The organism is Pedobacter sp. UBA5917 (genome assembly GCF_002432345.1).
In the GTDB taxonomy this organism is placed as follows: domain Bacteria; phylum Bacteroidota; class Bacteroidia; order Sphingobacteriales; family Sphingobacteriaceae; genus Pedobacter.
The window spans coordinates 1-18,201 of the sequence record NZ_DJDT01000288.1; the positions used below are offsets into that span (position 1 = coordinate 1).

Annotated in this window: 11 protein-coding genes; 7 read left to right on the forward strand and 4 right to left on the reverse strand. The window is 42.6% G+C overall.

Annotated features, from left to right (window positions below; translation table 11 throughout):
• Both B2V92_RS19975 and B2V92_RS19980 read right to left on the reverse strand, forming a co-directional pair.
• The coding region (locus tag B2V92_RS19975; RefSeq protein WP_293311543.1) for a TonB-dependent receptor at positions 1-3,028 on the reverse strand (3,028 nt) is incomplete at its 3' end.
• A gap of 200 nt (positions 3,029-3,228) precedes the next feature.
• Positions 3,229-4,383, reverse strand: coding sequence for a FecR family protein (locus B2V92_RS19980; protein WP_293311545.1), 1,155 nt, complete (start codon positions 4,381-4,383; stop codon positions 3,229-3,231).
• Between the two features lie 134 nt (positions 4,384-4,517).
• On the opposite strand from B2V92_RS19980, the gene B2V92_RS19985 reads away from it, so the two are divergent.
• On the forward strand, positions 4,518-5,096 hold the full coding sequence (locus B2V92_RS19985) for an RNA polymerase sigma-70 factor (RefSeq protein ID WP_293311547.1): 579 nt from the start codon (positions 4,518-4,520) through the stop codon (positions 5,094-5,096).
• Between the two features lie 58 nt (positions 5,097-5,154).
• On the opposite strand, the gene B2V92_RS19990 is transcribed toward B2V92_RS19985, so the two are convergent.
• Together B2V92_RS19990 and B2V92_RS19995 are read right to left on the reverse strand one after the other, a co-directional pair.
• Positions 5,155-6,129, reverse strand: a complete 975-nt coding sequence (locus B2V92_RS19990) for a metallophosphoesterase (protein ID WP_293311549.1) — start codon at positions 6,127-6,129, stop codon at positions 5,155-5,157.
• 359 nt (positions 6,130-6,488) lie between these two features.
• Entirely contained in the window at positions 6,489-7,364 is an 876-nt protein-coding gene (locus tag B2V92_RS19995; RefSeq protein ID WP_293311551.1) for a transglutaminase-like domain-containing protein, read from the reverse strand.
• A 189-nt stretch (positions 7,365-7,553) separates the two neighbouring features.
• Here B2V92_RS19995 and B2V92_RS20000 point away from each other — a divergent pair, with 189 nt between their 5' ends.
• The 6 genes from B2V92_RS20000 (at position 7,554) to B2V92_RS20025 (ending at position 18,187) form a co-directional block, all read left to right on the forward strand.
• Positions 7,554-8,606 carry a sensor histidine kinase gene (locus B2V92_RS20000; protein WP_293311553.1) on the forward strand — a complete coding sequence of 351 codons (1,053 nt, stop codon included), beginning with the start codon at positions 7,554-7,556 and terminating at the stop codon, positions 8,604-8,606.
• On the forward strand, positions 8,603-9,316 hold the full coding sequence (locus B2V92_RS20005; RefSeq protein WP_293311555.1) for a LytR/AlgR family response regulator transcription factor: 714 nt from the start codon (positions 8,603-8,605) through the stop codon (positions 9,314-9,316). Before B2V92_RS20000 ends, B2V92_RS20005 begins: the two co-directional genes overlap by 4 nt.
• A gap of 783 nt (positions 9,317-10,099) precedes the next feature.
• Entirely contained in the window at positions 10,100-13,336 is a 3,237-nt protein-coding gene (locus B2V92_RS20010; protein ID WP_293311557.1) for a SusC/RagA family TonB-linked outer membrane protein, read from the forward strand.
• Positions 13,337-13,346: 10 nt separating this feature from the next.
• Complete coding sequence (locus B2V92_RS20015) at positions 13,347-15,362, forward strand: SusD/RagB family nutrient-binding outer membrane lipoprotein (protein ID WP_293311559.1); 2,016 nt, start codon at positions 13,347-13,349, stop codon at positions 15,360-15,362.
• 35 nt (positions 15,363-15,397) lie between these two features.
• A complete protein-coding gene (locus B2V92_RS20020; RefSeq protein WP_293311561.1) occupies positions 15,398-16,669 on the forward strand; it encodes a glycoside hydrolase family 99-like domain-containing protein in 1,272 nt (423 codons plus the stop codon).
• A 54-nt stretch (positions 16,670-16,723) separates the two neighbouring features.
• Entirely contained in the window at positions 16,724-18,187 is a 1,464-nt protein-coding gene (locus tag B2V92_RS20025; protein WP_293311563.1) for a BACON domain-containing protein, read from the forward strand.
• The last annotated feature ends 14 nt before the right edge of the window (positions 18,188-18,201 follow it).

Sequence of the window (18,201 nt, forward strand, 5' to 3'; positions counted from 1 at the left end):
CGCTCTGCAGGTAAAAACTCGATACCCTTGAGTTATTGTTCGGATCGCTCGCAATCAGGCGCGGCAGGGTATTACTGGTACCCGGACCGGTCCACCGGCCCAATGCTTCTGTTTCCATATTGTAGTTGGAAATAAAGAAACCATCGGTATAATATTTATAGGCGGCATTTATTTTATTGCCATAAACGCCAGAGAAAAAGGCTTTAAAATCAAAACCTTTATAAGTTGCGCCAACATTAAAGCCATAGGTTAATTTAGGTATCGGAGAACCGAGAAAAGTCTGGTCGTTCTGGTCGATCACGCCGTCGCCGTTCAGGTCTCTGAAACGGATATCGCCAGGGGCGGTGCCGCTCTGCTGCGTCGCATGGCTATTCACTTCTTGTTGGGTCTGGAAAATGCCATCGGCCACATAACCATAAAAAGAAGCCACCGACTGACCTACCTGTGTAAGCTCTGTTTGACCAGGTTTAATATTACCACTATATAGTTTTATACCGGTTTGGTTCAATTCGAGTACCCTGTTTTTAATCGTTGCGAAGTGGAAACCGGCGTCGAGGTTAAAATCATCATTAACCTTACCGGTATAATCCATCGAAAATTCGACACCCGAATTCTGCATTGCACCTGCATTACGCAGAGGGCTTTGGGTAAAACCCGAAACAGATAATATGTTCAGGTTTAACAGCATATCCCTGGTTGTTTTATTATAAAAATCGAACGAACCGCTCACATGATCGCCAAATAAACGGTAATCGAAACCGGCATTCCATTGTTTCACCTGCTCCCACTTCAGATCAGGATTTTCCAAACTTCCGGGACCTGCAGTAGGTTGCGAAGTAGCCGGTACCCCAAATGCATAATAACCGGTATTTATCCTGGCCGAATAATCGTAGTAGCCAACAGGCGCCTGATTTCCTACAACGCCCCATCCTCCCCTAATTTTCAGGTAAGCCAGCACATTGTTTTTCGGAAAAAAGGATTCGTTGGTTAAAAGCCAGCCTACCGAACCGGATGGGAAATTACCATATTTGTTGTTGGCCCCGAATTTCGAAGAACCATCGCGGCGGAAAGTAGCGGTTAAGAAATATTTTCCTTTGTAATTGTAATTTAAACGGCTTAAATAAGAAAGCAGATCCCAACGCTGTTGGTTGCCACCAACTACCTGGTTGCTGATCCCGCCATCAAGGTATTGCAGATAAGGATCGTTGCCTGGTTGGCCCTGGTTTGATCCGTTGAGGTAATTATAGGTAAACTGCTGTGCCGAAATACCCGCAAGCACATCAAAATGATGATCGTTATTTACGCTAAACTCATAAGCTATCGTGTTGTCCCATGTCCAGTTTGTAGCCTGGTCTTTCTGCTGGTAAACGCTCGGGTTGGGATTATTAAAGTTTGGCGCCACATTAAAACTCGGGGTAAACCTTTTGTTATCGCTGAATTTCAGATCTACACTGTATGATGATTTCAATGTTAAACCTTTTACAGGCTTATATTGAGCATAAACATTGCCCAATAAGCCCCACTGGTTGTAAGGATTATTATCGGATATGTAATGGATCCTGGCCAGGGGATTAATGATATCCGAATATTTGGTTGCGGTAAAATTGCCGTTCTGATCTTTCACAGGTATTGTAGGATCGAGTGCAAGTGCATCATTGATGATATTCCCTCCAAAATCGGTTGCCACATTATGCGATCTCGATTTATTAAAAGCCAGGCTCTCTCCAAATTCGAGCCCTTTTTTAGGCGTAAAAGTGAGGTTATTAGATAAATTAACCCTCTTGTAATCAGAACCTATAATGGTTCCATCCTGATCTAAATAACCACCACTTACACGATAGGTAGAGGTTTTACTGCCGCCGCTGATCGATACATTATAATTTTGCATACGGGCGGTACGGAACAGTTCTTTCTGCCAATCGGTGGTTGAAGTATAACTCGAAGGCGGTCCCGCAAAAGGTGATGTACGGCCGGCATTGGTATAAGCTTCGTTATTGAGCATCACATAATCAGCAGCACTTACCATATCAAGGGTTTTACGCACCTCTGTTGCGCCCTGATAAGTACTTAAAGTAATTACCGCTTCGCCATCGCTGCCTTTTTTCGTTTTCACCAAAATTACCCCGTTTGCACCCCTCGAACCGTAAATGGCCTGTGCAGAGGCATCTTTTAAAATATCGATGGATTCGATGTTTGCAGGATCGATAATATTGATATCGTTCGAAGTAAGCGGAATTCCATCTACCACATATAAAGGATCCGAATTATTGATCGAAGTTAAACCGCGTATACGTACCTGGGCAACCGAACCCGGAGCGCCTGAATTTTGGGTAATCTGAACGCCTGCGGTTTTTCCCTGTAAGGCACCCTGAAGGTTAACCACCGACTGATCTTTTAATTTATCGGCTGATACCGAAGATATGGCTCCGGTAATGTCGCCTTTACGCTGTGTTCCATAGCCGATAACCACCACTTCATCAAGTGCAGATGGTTTGGTGAGCATTACAATAGTAAGCTCTGAACGTCCGTTCAGTTCTACTTCCTGACTGGCAAATCCGAGATAGCTAAAAATCAATACCGAATTTGGATCGCTTACCTTTAAGGAGAACGAACCGTCGGGATTGCTTACCGCCCCGCTATTGGTTCCCTTTACTTTAATGGTAACACCCGGCAAACCAACACCGGCCTGATCGTTTACCTTTCCTTTTACAATCACTTCGCGGACTACAGAAACAGGCTTTAATTTCACCACTACCGTATTCTGATTGATGGTATAGGTAAGCACCTGGTTTTCGAAACACTTTGCCAAAACTTCCTCTACGCGGGCATTCTGGAGCGAAAGGCTAACCGGTTTGGCCCGCTCGAGCATATCGCTATCGTAGAGAAAGTTGTAATTGCTTTGCTTTCTCAATTTCTTAAAAATGCTCTTCAAGGGGGCATCTTTTACCGAAATATTGATACTTTGTGCGAAACCAGACGCACTAACCTGCAAAAATGAAGCAGTCAACAATATGACTATCAATTTCATAATGAGCAATAATTTATAGAATGACCGGAAATTCCGTGTGCATGCAAATGCACCAATATTTTTATACATTTGGTTAAGGTTAAATTAATAATTGATTGTACGAACTCTTGATTATGTTGCCTTATGCCGAAAGGCTTTAAACCGGATGCACTCCACTGCATTCGGTTTTATTTTTAAGGACAACATGATAACCCGTATTTTTATGGTTTCACGATGATCCTCCTTTCCTTGATTTCAAAGTGGACAGAACCGGTTAATTCAAGTGATTTTAATACCTGCGCTACATCTTTAAAGCGCGAAACAGTACCTCCAAAATTGGCCCTTTTAAAGTTTGGCGGAAATACGACCTCCACATCGTACCACCTCGAAATGCGTTTCATAATGGTATGGATATCTTCGTTATCGAAAACAAAATAACCCTCTTTCCAGGCTACAGCTTCTTCGGCATCAACTTGGGTAACATCAATTGTCTCCGATCCATAACCCAATTTGCCCTGTTCGCCGGGTTTTAACATTACCTTTTTATTGTGTGCAGTTAACTGAACAGAACCTTCTAATAAGGTCGTTTTAATGGCATTTTCATCTTTATAGGCCATGATATTAAAATGCGTACCCAAAACCTTAACATCAAGATCGTTTACATTTACCCTGAATGGCTTTGTTCTATCTTTTGCTACCTCGAAATAGGCCTCGCCGGTAAGCTGTACCATACGCTCATTTTTGGTAAAATTGACAGGGTACCGCAGTGTTGAAGATGAATTTAGCCATACTTTGGTTCCATCAGAAAGTACCAGCTGATACTGCCCGCCACGCGGAATGGTAATGGTATGGTAATCTACAGCATTGTTATTGGCACCTAAATCAGCTATTTTACTGTATTGTAGCAGGCCATCTTTCACTTTATTGATATCTATGCCATTCTGCGCAGAAAGACGGCCGTTTTTTAAACCGTCAAGCGTGATTACATTACCATCGGCCGTTGTTAAATAGGCTTTATTACCACCAGGAATGATTTTTGAAGTTTTGGTTTTAACCACATCTACAGGTTTTGTAACCGCAGTTTTTTGTAGGAACACAACATATATTGCGGCAGATAGGATAACCAGAAAGATTGCAGCAATTTTTAACCAATGCAGACTGCGTTTTTTGGCAAAAACCTCCTGATCGGGAATACTGTTTCTCAGTTTTTCCTTTAAAACAAGGTAAAGTCTTTTCGTATCAGCAGGATCCGGAAGCGCTTCTGCAAACCGGATTTCTTCGTCATGATGCGATTGCAGCATTTCGATTTCTTCTGCTGTACAGTTCCCTTCCAAAAACTTTTCGTACAGCGTTACAAACTCTTCTTTGTTCATCATTCAGATAAAATATTTGGTCTATATGATATAAGTACCAAAACCAGCCGCCTACACCCATACTTTTGTAACATTTTTTTAAAAATCTTTATTGGGCCTTTATTTTCAAATATTTTTATAGTTTTAGCCGACCAAATATGCATCCATCCCATCAAAGCGATTCCGAACTCTGGTTATCCGTCAGAAACAATGATGGGAAGGCATTTAATGTGCTTTTCGACCGGTATTGGCTAAAACTTTATAAAGTAGCACTGCAGCAGTTAAAAGATGAGGATGCCAGTTTAGAAATCGTACACAATGTTTTTGTGAGTTTATGGAGCAGACGCAAAGAACTGGAAATAAATTCGCTGCAGAATTTCCTGTTTATTTCGATTAAATACCAGATATATAAAAGTTTGAGGCCGGGTAAACTTTCAATCGTTTATAAGGCAGATGTAAGTGAAGACAGTTTTTCGACAGCTGTTAACCTGGGGGATTTAAAAATCCAGGACAGCGAACTTCAGCAAAAACTCAATCGCTCGCTTAACGAGTTACCGGGCCGCTGCCACCAGATATTCCGCCTGAGCAGAATAGAACATTTTTCGAATAAAGAGATCGCAGAACGTTTGGGGATCAGCCAAAAATCAGTAGAAAATCAGCTAACCGTTGCCCTGAAACACCTCAGGCATGCTTTTAAGGACATTGCTTTTTTGATGTTTATCATCCACCGCCTGTAATTGATGTTTCGTTAAGAAATCAGGCTAAAAAACACTTCACCTATTTCAGAACCGCCCGTTATTTGGTGAGTTCGGTTTCGTACAGTACTTTCCCATCTTCATTTATCGCTTTCACGTTTAATTTGTTATGGGCCACAGAAAAGTACATAAAACCATGTGTTGAAGCTTCGAATTTACTGTATTCTACACCAGAAGTAACCGAGGTTAACTCAGATCCTGCACCGGTAATAAACTGATGGGTAAACCCCTGTGGTTTAATGTGCTGTAGCGAATGATCGTGTCCCGATAAATAAACATCTACCTTATGCTCCTCAAAAATATCAGCCATGGTTTTCCTGAGCGTTAAAGTATCGTAGTTTTTAATGCGCGGTCCAACGGTATAATAAGGATGGTGCCCTACTATTATTTTCCATTTTACATCAGCCGAAGCATTTTTAAGGGTATCGTTAATCCAGTTTAACTGTTTTGCTACATAATCTTTCTTTTCTTCGAACAACATTGGGTCGGTATCGATCATTAAAAAAAGTACCTTACCCATGCCTTTTTTCAGGACCATTTCCTTAGCATAATAAGTGGCGGGCATATTCCACCGGCGGCTTACCTTGCTGTAACGCACCTGAGCCTCGGGGTCGGATAAATGATCGTGATTGCCCAGAACCGGGTACCAATCGCATTGCAAAGAATGGGCAGTATATACATTTTCGAAAGAATAATGCCAAAGGGGATCATTTTCGCTCACTACACCTTTTGGATAAAAGTTGTCTCCTGCCGAAATCACAAAATTATTCGGATGCTCCTTAGCCCATACGCCCATCTGTGTAGCCACTTTATCCTGATCGTATTCGCCGTTCCGTCCCCAATCGCCAATGGCCATAAAGTGCATCTGGTAGCCATCTGCCTGGTCTGCCCCAGCAGCAACATCATCGCTTGTTAAATGGGTTACCTGGCTTTCGGCAATTGCGGCTATAGGTTGGATCAAAGTTGCACCTAAAGCGGTGAGGGTGGTATTACGGACGAAATCTCTACGTTTCATGAATGTTTGTATGGAACGCAAAATTAGCTATCCACACATTTCGGCCATGATATGAAATGATTAAGGAATTGTAAAGTGGCACCAGGCTTTTTTGCTAGTCATCGGCCCGGGATGATAATTTCCAAAAGAAAACGTCATCTCGACTGAAGCGTCCCGAATATTCGGGAGAGAGATCTGCTTTGATAGATCTCTCGACTACGTTGCACTCCGCTCGAGATGACGGTAACCTAGGTAATGGTCTTCTTAAACGACTCTGTTAATTATATTGATTTTTATACAATAAATTATTCCTCGAAATGACGATGTTTTTTTGAGGTTGTACGCAAGACAAATCGAAAAACTTAATTAATACCTCATCCTCAAGGCTTTTTCCAAAACAAATTAGCATTGGCCGTATGGTAACAAACCACACTATCTTTACCCGTTTGCTGGGTTTCGATAAATGTAAATGGCGGCTCTACGCTTTTATAGGGAAGTAACTCCACATATTCCAATTTACGGCCATCGCGCGTTTGCGAGTTATATTCGCTGTTTAAAGGGCATATCATGCGGTACAGATGGGTGCCCATAAACTGATCGAGATATTCCTCTTTTTTGGTTGGGATATCATGGTAATTTGCCGTTGGGTTCATTATAATCGGTTGGTGCTTAACCAAACGTTCGCGTACTTCGGCAATGCTGAGCAGGTTTCCCTTTTCATCTTTCAGGTAAACATTATCCTGCGGATCTACATAAATCCATTTTTGTAGCGATGGCATATAAACCGTATTGATTACGTGTCCGCCCTGCGGCTGAGGATAGCTATTGGAGAAACAAATTACCACACGCGAGGCATAACCCATGCTCAACAATATCTCGTTCATAGAAATTGCCAGTCCATAGCAACCCTGCGCATAATGTTTGGTTTGGTAAGTTTCGATAATATTATCGGCATTCAATACTTTTAAATTCCTTACATCCTCATGCGGAACAAGTTTGTGGAACCAGGCCAGCAGTCGGATTACCCGATCTACATCACTACCTTTACCGGCAATAGAATCAAGACGGTATTTTAAACGCAATTGGGTTAATGGCTCGGCATCGGCTTTGTGATAGGTAAAATCCGGAAAGGTTTGCGGTAAATCATCATTGTAAGGCAAGGTACGCTGCAGGGCAGTGAGGGTATCGACCGGTGTTTGCGCATAGGCAACTATCTTTAACGAAACCAATATCAATAGGATCAAAATCTTTTTCATAATACATTTTTTTCAGACAAAAAAAGGGGTAAAACCAATACGTATTTTTCTTTTTAGACCAGGACCAAATTTTCGGGCTTCGATAGGTGGTTTAATGCCTTAAAGCCTTTATATACCGGTTTCACGGTAACCGATTGCCTGTTGACGGTTGTTAGCGGTAATTACGGACTGAATTAATTAAATTTGTACATGCCCCATCAACGCCGCTTTCCACTTAAAACTGTTTTAGCACATCTGCTGTTCTGGCTGGCCTATATTATTTACCAGGGTGTTGTTTCCGATTGGCAGAATACCGACGAATTTAAATTTTCCCTTACCTGGCATGTGGGCGGGCTTCCTATTGCCGTTGCCATACTGCTCACCTATTTTAACCTTTATGTGCTGTTACCTGCATTTTATTACAGGCAAAGATACCTGTTATACGCACTGGCGCTTTTGGCTACGCTGTTTTTTGGTGCTTTGTTAACACGGCTAATTACCCACCTTTTTATATTATCGTGGGAGGAAGTTCACGATCCGGAGCGTTATGCGAAAGAGGTAAAGCAATTTTGGATTCCCAGCCGTATTTTACGTTTGGCTATTCAATATTATCCGGTTGTTGCCGTGATGATGGTTTTTGAACTGATGCAAAGATTGATCAACCGGGAAAGGAAATTACGTGCCATTGAAACAGAAAAATTAACGGCCGAAATGGGTTTCCTCAAAGCGCAGATTAATCCCCATTTCTTTTTTAATACGATGAACAGCCTTTACGGGCTAACACTTACACAGCCACAGGAAGCCAATAAACTGGTATTGCGTTTATCGCAGATGATGCGCTACCTGCTCGATCAAACCAGGGCCAGCCAAACTGAGTTAAGCTCCGAAATTGTTGAACTTGAAAATTACCTGCAGATTGAACAGATACGTTTTGCCGACAGGCTCGAATTATCTTTTCAATCGTCGGGCGATATTGCAGGCAAAAAGATCATGCCTCTGGCATTGCTTCCCTTTACAGAAAACGCTTTTAAACATGGTATTGAGCAAGGGAAGGACTGGATATCCATCAATATAAAAGTAACCGGAAATACCCTGTATTACCATGTACAGAACAACAAACCATTCCATAAACATGGTAACAGTACCGGCATTGGTCTGAATAATTTACGCCGCAGGCTCGAACTCACCTATCCCGGTAGGTTTGAACTGAATATTAACGATGATAACGATCTGTTCGAAGCATCGCTGAAAATTGAGCTATGAAAAAGATAAACTGTCTGATTATTGACGACGAAAAACTGGCGCGTGATATTTTGCAGGAGTATGTATCGCGGGTGGATCAATTGAACCTGATTGCCACCTGTGCTGATGGAATGGAAGCGTTTAACATCCTGCAGAAACAAAAAATAGATCTGCTTTTCCTTGATATCAACATGCCTAATCTGGGTGGTTTCGAACTGCTTAAAACAGTTGCCAATATACCTCCTGTTATCCTTACCACGGCCTATCGCGAATATGCACTGGATAGCTATCAGTTTAACGTAATCGATTACCTGCTAAAGCCTATCCCTTTTGATCGGTTTCTGAAAGCCATAACCAAGCTTAATAAATTAGCTGTATTGGCCGAGCCGGTAACAAAAGAAGAAAGTATTGTTACACCGGCACCGTTTATCTATGTACGGTCGGAAAAGAAAATGATTAAAATACCACTTCATGATCTGTTATATATCGAGGGATTAAAAGACTACGTGCAGCTCCATTTAAGTGATAAAACCATTATTACCTATCAAACCCTCACCTCTTTCGAAGAACAATTATCGAATGAATTGTTTTTACGCGTGCACCGTTCCTATATTGTAGGTTTGCGGCACATCAGTGCATTTACGTCGCGGAATATTGAAATTGGTAAGCGCGAAATACCTGTAGGCGAATCGTATGTGCTGCAAGTAGGGCAAGCGTTAAAATCCGGGTAACAGCGGTTTTAATTTCGCAGTACCACATCAAATCTGCATAGGATAATTATTATACTTTCTTTTATATCCTCTCCAAATGCTACCTGTTCGGGCTGCAGGAAAAAACATATTCCTGAATACAGGTGATGCTTTACTGCCCTAACCCTTTCAGGTCTTCCAAAAAACACAGCTATCCGATCGAGACAAAAGAGTTTTTTTCTAAAAAAACAAAAATCTCATATCAATCTTGATTTTAATGGAGCCAAACCCTCCAAATTAATATTTTATTAGTGTTTAATTAATTATCTGCCGCGTAATTTATAAAAGATTAAAGCGTGCCTATGCGCTGATCTCAACAAATTAACCAAATATTTAACCTGCTAAACCACACGCTGTATGATGAAATGATACTTTCTCTCCGGGCCAACCTATCTATCTTCATAACCAATATTTAAAGATAGTTCGCCGGAATTACAAAAATAATAACCGCAGCCCCCGCGACGTAACCACACGGGAAACCCTGCATTTAACCAGATAAACTAACCTTTATGAGCATTACCAAAGCATTCATTTTAAAGCGGCATGCCTGCTTTTCACCGGCATTTTTATTTTCGGGATTAAACCCGGGAATGAACTGCCAGATCACACAAAATTTACCTCTTGCCTCCTTTCAGGCCCCTGAGTTATCGGCTACACCACCTATCGCGGCACTGGCGCCCCTTAATCCGAGCACTTTTAAGAATCAATGAGATGAACATAAAAATTTACAAGTATAACCTGATGGTGCTGCTAATCCTATTTTTCATGGCAGCACGCGCACAGAACAAGCAACTCAACATTACCGGTACGGTATTGGACAATACCAACCAACCTATTGTTGGCGTTTCGGTAAGTGCCGTTGGCGTAACCAATTCGAAAACTACCCAAACCGATCAAAAGGGAAAATTTAAAATATCAGTACCTGCAAATACCACTTTAAGAATAAGTTACATTGGTTTTATTACCCAACAGATTGTAGCCAGATCAGAAACAGAATTAAGGATTGTTTTACTCGACGATTCAAAAAACCTGAGTGATGTAGTGGTTACCGCTATGGGCATTAAACAGGAAGCCAAATCGCTCGCCTATGCCCGGCAGAGCATCGATGTATCTTCGATGACCGAGGCCAGGGGAAGCAGTTTACTGGATATGTTATCGGGAAAGGCCGCAGGTATGCAGATTGTACCGGGCGGTGGTCCGGGCGCTTCAACCAGGGTGGTAATAAGGGGCAACAATTCCCTTACCGGTAATAACCAACCCCTGTTTGTGATCGACGGTATTCCGGTGCTGAATAATTCGGGAGAAAACGGCGACCTCGATTTTGGCAGTCCGGTAAACAGTATCAACCCGGATGAAATCGAAAATGTGGAGATTTTAAAAGGCGCCAATGCCTCTGCACTTTACGGATCGGATGCGGCAAACGGTGTGGTGCTGATTACCACAAAAAAGGCCGGCCGGAAGCAGGGTCTTGGAATCAGCTACGGATTTAATGCCATGCTTGGCAACCTGTACAATTTCCCAACCCTGCAGAACATTTACGGGGCCGGGCAAACCGGTCAGTTTAAAAGAGAAGGGATAAATTACTATAGCAATTCGGGTAATGGCGTAAGCTTTAATCCCGATCTTCCTTACGGAATATGGAACCCCAATATGGGTAACCAGGATCAGCGCTCGTGGGGAATGCCCATGCTCGGATTTAATGTGGTGGGCCGGAACGGACTTGTAAAAAGCTATATCCCCCAGCCTCAAACCATTGAGAGCATGTACAAAACCTCCAATTCGATCACCAACAGTTTTTCTATTGATAAACTCACGGATGCCATGAGTTTCAGGCTTTCGTATACCGGCCAGAGCGCAGACGACATCCTGGAGAAATTCAATTTATTCGACAGGCATAACCTTAACGTTAGGAGTACGGCCAAAATTACCGATTACCTCGATCTGGATGCCAACATCAGGTATACTTATGAGAATATGGACAACAGGGGTTTCCGTAACAGTTCGAACAGGAATCCACTGTATGTAATTGCCAACCTGCCAAGGGATGCCTCTTATCAGGAACTTGTTCCATGGAAACAAAATGGCGGTACGCCGTTCAACTTTAATGGTTTTACAAACCCCTACTGGCTTTTAAATGAAACATCGAACCAAGACAGTAAGAACTTTTTAAATGCCAGTCTTACGGCAAACATCAGGCTTAACCAGTTGTTCAGGCTCAGGCTTACCGCAGCTACCGATTTACAGCAGTCGAAAGGATGGGATTTTACCAACCTCTACACGCCTTTTGATATCGATGGCGAATATTATAAGTGGAACAGGCTTTCAACAAACAATAACTACAATGCGTTACTTTCCTTCAATAAAAAACTCAATAAGGATTTTAACATCAATTCAAATGTTGGGGCCTCAATACAGACCATCAAAGCCGACCGGATGTCATCAAGGGCATTTATGCTGATTACCCCCGATCTGGCAAGTTTGGCCAATGCAAAGGGCATTATCGGCTCAGTTGAAGAACCAGAGGCAAAAAACAAACAGGCCGTTTTCGGCATGGGCAATTTAGGGTATAAAAACTGGGCATTCCTCGAAGCAACTGTACGTAACGAATGGTCTAGTGCCCTGCCTTCAAACAATAATTCCTATTTCTACTATTCACTTGGTAGTAGTGTAGTGCTAACGGATGCATTTAAAATCAACAAAAAAGTATTATCATACCTGAAATTAAGGGGCTCTTTTGCGCAGGTGGGTAACGATACCGGTTTCGACAGGCTTTATAGCGGTTATTTCAGAAATGAAAACGGTTCTTTTCTGGGTATTCCTTTTTTTACCGGAGAAGAAGTACTTAAAAATAACAGGCTTAAACCCGAGCAAACACAATCGTGGGAGTTTGGATCAGAGCTTAAACTCTGGAACGGACGTGTAAATGCAGATGTTACCTATTATAGCAAAAGCACAAAAAACCAGATTGTAGAAGCCGATGCCATATCAGCAAGCGGTTACCGCAGGGAAATCCTTAATGCAGGCGAAATCCAAAATTCGGGTGTTGAGGTAAGCCTTAACATCAGTCCGGTTAAAACAAAATTTTTCAGTTGGACCACTACATTAAACTGGGCGCAGAACAGATCGAAAGTTATTTCGCTGGTTGACGGCATCAGCAGGTATGAGATGGGCAGCGGCGACAACATCAGGCTTTATGCAGAAGTGGGAAAACCTTATGGCGTATTTTATGGCAACGATTATAAACGGAATGCCGATGGGGCCATATATGTTGGCGTAGATGGAAAACCAAAGTTTTTACCCGATCAGTATTTAGGTTCCATACAGCCAAACTGGATCGGGGGATGGCAAAATACCTTCAGGGTAGGTCCGGTTGATATGGGATTTATGATCGACTTCCAGTCTGGCGGCAAAGTATGGTCGTATACCGCTTTCAGGGGTGGTATTGATGGAAATACGGTACAATCATTGGACGGGCGTTACGACGACCTGATCTCGCAGCTGATTTTAGGTGAAAACGGCGATGAGCGAAGAGGTTTCCTTCAACCGGGAAATACCGTTAAACCGGGAGCCGATTACCTGCAGAACTATGTACGTTACCCTGATGGTTCGCGCCCGAAAGGCGTTCAGCTCGGCAACACCGTTTACGATCCTTCTGTTGGCGCATTCTGGGCGGATAAACCTTCGATGGCCTGGGTATCGCCAATGGACCACTGGACGCATAACAGTGCTTCGAGCGCGGCAAGATACATTTATGATGCTTCCTACATTAAATTAAGGGAGGTTACCATTGGTTACACTTTAAAAAGCTCATGGTTTAGAAAAACCCCTGTTAAAAGTGCGAGGGTAGCGCTGGTAGGCCGTAATCTGGCCATATTATTCCAGAATACACCAAAAGGCCTCGATCCACAGGCTACATCCACAACAGGTAACGCACAGGGTTTTGAGCGGGGTTTCAGTTTACCAATGTCGACCTGGGGATTTGATGCTAAACTATCATTTTAAAAATATTACGATGAAAAAAATACTTTATATACTGGCTTTCGTTTCCTTATGTGCCGCTTTTCAAAGCTGTACCAAGGATTTTGAAGAGATCAACACGAATAAAAACAAAGTTTACAACGTAGATGTGAACGATATTTTTGCGGGCACGGTTTCGCGTACGATGAGGCTGATCCAGGATGTTAACTACAATAAACTGATCAATTTTTCGAGGTATGCGGTGGTGGGTTTCGCCACCAACCCCTCGCAGGATATGGGTGATAATTATTTTAACCAGTTTTATGTTGGCATTATCCGTGATATACTTAAAATGGAAAAAGACTATACCGGGAAACCTGAATTTGCCAATCGTTTGGCCATGGTAAAAACCTGGAAATCTTATCTCTTTTATATGATGGCCTCTATGTACGGCAGTATTCCGATGAGCCAGGCGCTTGCCGATAGCGAGCAGAGCAAAAGGGAATATACTTATGATACCGAACTCGAAATATATACCCAGATACTGAAAGATTTAAAGGATGCAAGCGCAATGTATAGGGTATCATCAAGCTATCCGAACGATGTTTTGATGCGCGACCCGGTATTTGGCGGAACTGCTTTCGGCAAATCAGACATTTCAAAATGGCAGAAATTTACCAATACGCTCAGGTTAAATATCGCGCTGCATGCGCAGAACCTATCTATGGATCTGGCCAGAACCCATGCAACGGAAGCAATGGCCGACGACTCAAAATTAATTTCTTCGCTCGATGATATGGTAAAACTGCAGTGGGGATCAGACGAATCGATGAGTGCATCGTATTACTACACCAGGTTTATCAAAAACGCGACGAATTTCAGTGAGATGACCTACCCTGCCCTGGGAGAATATTTTGCTATATACCTGTTTTCGTACAAAGATCCCCGTTTGGGTGCCTATAGCCTTAAAGGTAACCAGCTCTCTCCGATTAAAGTAAAACCCTTTCTCTACACAGATACGCTTACCAGAAAACACCTCAACTTTTGTACAAAAACCGATTGTCCCAATTTCGCACTGCACCAGGCAGATGGTCTGAACCCGCTCAGAAGCGATTCTATCCTGGTTGATTACTCAATGCCTTATGTTCCGCTTACCGAACTGAACAGCTTGGCAGCGGGCTGGGAATGGGCTTTTATTCCAGGTAAAGATTTCCGCTATAACGATCCATTGGCCAGCAGGAACAGTCCGTACAACCTCTCGTTTGTACAAACCGATTTTGTAAAAGAAAATGCCAGCATGATCTTACTGAACTGGGCCGACAGCTATTTTCTGAAAGCAGAGGCCGAAATGCTTTTTGGTTCGGAAGGTAAGGCCATGCAAAATTATGAACTGGGTGTACGTGCCTCTTTTGCACAATATAACCTGCCAGGTGCAGATGAATACCTGGGCCAGAACGGTGTAAAATGGAATACCGATGGAAAAGGTTATGCAGACAGAAGGTTGTTATACCGCGCAAATATCCGTGGTAAGGGTGGCCGCGACAACCACCTTGAGCAGATTTACAAACAAAGGTACATTGCCGATTATTTAAACTGCCTGGAGGGCTGGAACCTGGAGCGCAGAACAAGGGTATTACGCTTTCCTCCTTTTTTTGCCAATGGTGGCGCCAGCGATGTAGAAGGCTATAACTCGGCCTACAATTACTGGACAGAGCGTTTTATCTATCCGATTGTTGAGCAGAGTAAAAACAGAGATGCCTATTACAAAGGGATCGAAAACCTTAAAGCAATTAGCCCGTATTACCGGGGCGATAGATGGGGCGACAACGTGTATACAACTTTAGGTTTCGCAAAACTAAACCCCGACCTGATTTTTGCCGAGCAGCTTTATGGCGGTAATAAAAAGATCAGGCCAAATTGCGAGTATTTTAATAAAAAATATGGCAAAACCTACGAAGAAGTAGTTGCGACAGCAAAAAGCATGACAGGCGAACCGAACGATAACCTGGCCCTGACCAAAGCTTTTGATTACTCGTTCAGGCAGCTTCTGATCACCTACATCCCTAAGTAAAAACAAAGAATAAGATTATCCATATCGAAATAATCATGAAGAAAATAATGACTTCAATCCCCCTACTGGGATTACTATTAGTGACTTTGGCCGTTTCCTGTAAAAAAGATACAGGGCCATCGATAGACGATTACCCACTGAACTACGAGATCCCGAAAGTTGCGGTTACCAGCAATATACCTGTAGGTGCCTACATTTACGAGCCATCGGGCATTTTGATCACCGATGAGATTAAATGGACAAGGATTACTGAAAAATATGATGCTGCAGCCGGAAAAATAGGGCCTTATGTAAAACCTGAACTCGGCCGCTATGACCTGAGGCCAACAGAAACCGGAGCACTGAACATGTCGAAAATTGTTGAATGGGCAAAGTCGGCAAAAATAGATTTCCTGATCAGTCCTGCAGTAAAGGAAAACCCGGGCGCCATGTTCCCCAATAACCTGAACGGAACCGACTCGCTAATGGTTAACATGCTTGCCGAACACAACTTCAACCTGCCATCGGTAAACATGGGCGAACTTAAATACGCCATATCGGTGGATATTAATAATTTTAGTGCCGGCCTCAGCAATAACCTGTTGTTAGAAACGGCACCGGCAACCGTATACAACATCAACGGGCAAAATATATCAGTTAGCCGCGAAGACAGGCTTTACAACTTTCTAAAACGCATTTCCCTTTATTTTAAGGATGAAACCTATTATCATTTTCAGGGCCGCCCGGTACTTGTATTACTTGGTGCAGACAGGCTATATACTGAAAACAGCAAAAAGGTATATGACAATATCCGTAAGGTGATAAAGGAACAAACTGGGAAAGATGTGTATATCATTGCCCGCCAACCCCAATGGACACCATCGGCCCGTTTTGAATACTTTTTTATGCAGGGCAAAGCCGATGCGGTTACCATGGATAACATGTGCAATGTGGGCAGTGGAATTAACGGCTGGGACAGAACATACCTGTTAAACCGCCTGATTAACGAAAACTATAAGCTGAACAAAGATTATCTGTCGAAAAATTTCGGTATCGATTTTATCCCATCGGTTTCTCCATCTTATACGGCAAACATTAATAATGCTACCCCCGATTATAATTATCCTGCCATCAGAAAAAACGAAGCAGATTTTAGGGAGCGTTGCAATGTGGCCAAAATGAACCTCGGCAACAACCGTATGGTACTTGTAGAATCGTTTAACAACTGGCAATGGGATTCGCAGATTGAGCCAACTGTAACAGACTACGGCGAAGGTTATGGAACGAAATACCTCGATATCGTGCGCGACGAATTTAAAGTGAAGTAAGGCGATTGTCCAAATAAACTTAATCAAATCAAACCGTTCAACTATTTAGAAGTTATGAAAAGAACATTGATATACGGCCTGGCAATGCTGATGATTGTTTTGACCAATTGTTCAAAAGATAAAAACCAGCTGCCCGATAAGCCTACACTCAACATTGAAAGAGATGTATACGAGTTTTTAAACACCAACAAAACCGGAAATTTCGCGGTTTCCATATCCGACAAAAGCGAATGGAATATAGAAACCCTAACTACCCAAACCTGGATCACTGCGGCAAAAAACGGAGACCAGGTAGCCCTTACGATGGAAGAAAACCCTAGTTTGTACGAAAGGGTGGCCAAAATAAAAATTGTTAGTGCAGATAAAACACTGAGCAAAATTATTGTAATTAAACAACATGGAAATACACCGACCATTATTATCGACAAACCGACCTTAAAGCTTAAAAACCAGGCAGACAATGGCACGGTTGTGATTAACAGTAACATGAACTGGTCTTTAAGTTCTGATGCAGACTGGTTAACCTGGGAGATAAAAGGAGGTGAAGTGAAATTAATGGCAACAGCAAATCCCGAAGCCGGCGAACGTACTGCCGTGGTAATCATAAATGCAGAATCACCTGTTTTCAACAAATCCATTACCGTTACACAAAAGGGAACGATTGAATTCGAAATCGACAAGAAAAACCTTCAGTTTAGCAGGGATGGCAGCAGTGAAGTAATTACCATCGAAACCAACCAGCAATGGAGTTATGATGTGAGTTTAAATTCGAGCTGGTTTACGGTGCAGCGCGATGGCAACAAACTAACGGTTACAACAGTCAAAAATAATTTTGTTGATCTCAGTGGAACCATAACCATTACCTATGGCCTTGTAAACGTAGTTGTTCAGGTAAAACAAACCGGTATAGCCATTGGAAATGAACTCGACAGGCAGGTACTGATCGCTATTTACGAAAGTATGGGCGGGGCCAATTGGTCGGGCACCAAGTGGAATATTACGGCACCGCTACAGGAAGCTACGGCAGCTACAAACTGGAACGGGATAACGGTTGCCAAAGTAAATGGTGTAGACCGCGTAACCAGGATAAACCTTGCAGCGAGGAACCTTAAAGGGCCAATCCCTCCTGCTATCGGTTATTTAAGCGAACTGATCTTAATTGATATGAACAACAATAACCAGCAGTTAACCGGTACCATCCCACCATCGATGGGCAACCTGAGAAAACTGACCAGTTTAACCCTGAGCAGGTCTGGTTTAACAGGCACCATTCCGGTCGAATTTGCAAATCTAACAGCCTTAAACCTGCTTCAGATGCATACTTCTAACTTCATAGGACCTATTCCTGCCAATGTTTTCAGCAAAATGCCCAACCTTACTTCAGTGGAATTAAAGCTTAACAAATTTACCGGAGATTTACCGGCAGATATGTTGACTCATCCAAAATTTAGCAGTTGGAATGCCGCCGCTAATATATGTCCGCAAAATGCCGGATTTGGTTTTACAAAATGTCCATAACCGGATAAAAGGCA

What these genes read in the sequence shown, in the direction of transcription:
- B2V92_RS19980 (WP_293311545.1), bottom strand. Translation starts at nt 4,383, where the DNA reads ATGATGAACAAAGAAGAGTTTGTAACGCTGTACGAAAAGTTTTTGGAA.
- B2V92_RS19985 (WP_293311547.1), top strand. Translation starts at nt 4,518, where the DNA reads ATGCATCCATCCCATCAAAGCGATTCCGAACTCTGGTTATCCGTCAGA.
- B2V92_RS19990 (WP_293311549.1), bottom strand. Translation starts at nt 6,129, where the DNA reads ATGAAACGTAGAGATTTCGTCCGTAATACCACCCTCACCGCTTTAGGT.
- B2V92_RS19995 (WP_293311551.1), bottom strand. Translation starts at nt 7,364, where the DNA reads ATGAAAAAGATTTTGATCCTATTGATATTGGTTTCGTTAAAGATAGTT.
- B2V92_RS20000 (WP_293311553.1), top strand. Translation starts at nt 7,554, where the DNA reads ATGCCCCATCAACGCCGCTTTCCACTTAAAACTGTTTTAGCACATCTG.
- B2V92_RS20005 (WP_293311555.1), top strand. Translation starts at nt 8,603, where the DNA reads ATGAAAAAGATAAACTGTCTGATTATTGACGACGAAAAACTGGCGCGT.
- B2V92_RS20010 (WP_293311557.1), top strand. Translation starts at nt 10,100, where the DNA reads ATGGCAGCACGCGCACAGAACAAGCAACTCAACATTACCGGTACGGTA.
- B2V92_RS20015 (WP_293311559.1), top strand. Translation starts at nt 13,347, where the DNA reads ATGAAAAAAATACTTTATATACTGGCTTTCGTTTCCTTATGTGCCGCT.
- B2V92_RS20020 (WP_293311561.1), top strand. Translation starts at nt 15,398, where the DNA reads ATGAAGAAAATAATGACTTCAATCCCCCTACTGGGATTACTATTAGTG.
- B2V92_RS20025 (WP_293311563.1), top strand. Translation starts at nt 16,724, where the DNA reads ATGAAAAGAACATTGATATACGGCCTGGCAATGCTGATGATTGTTTTG.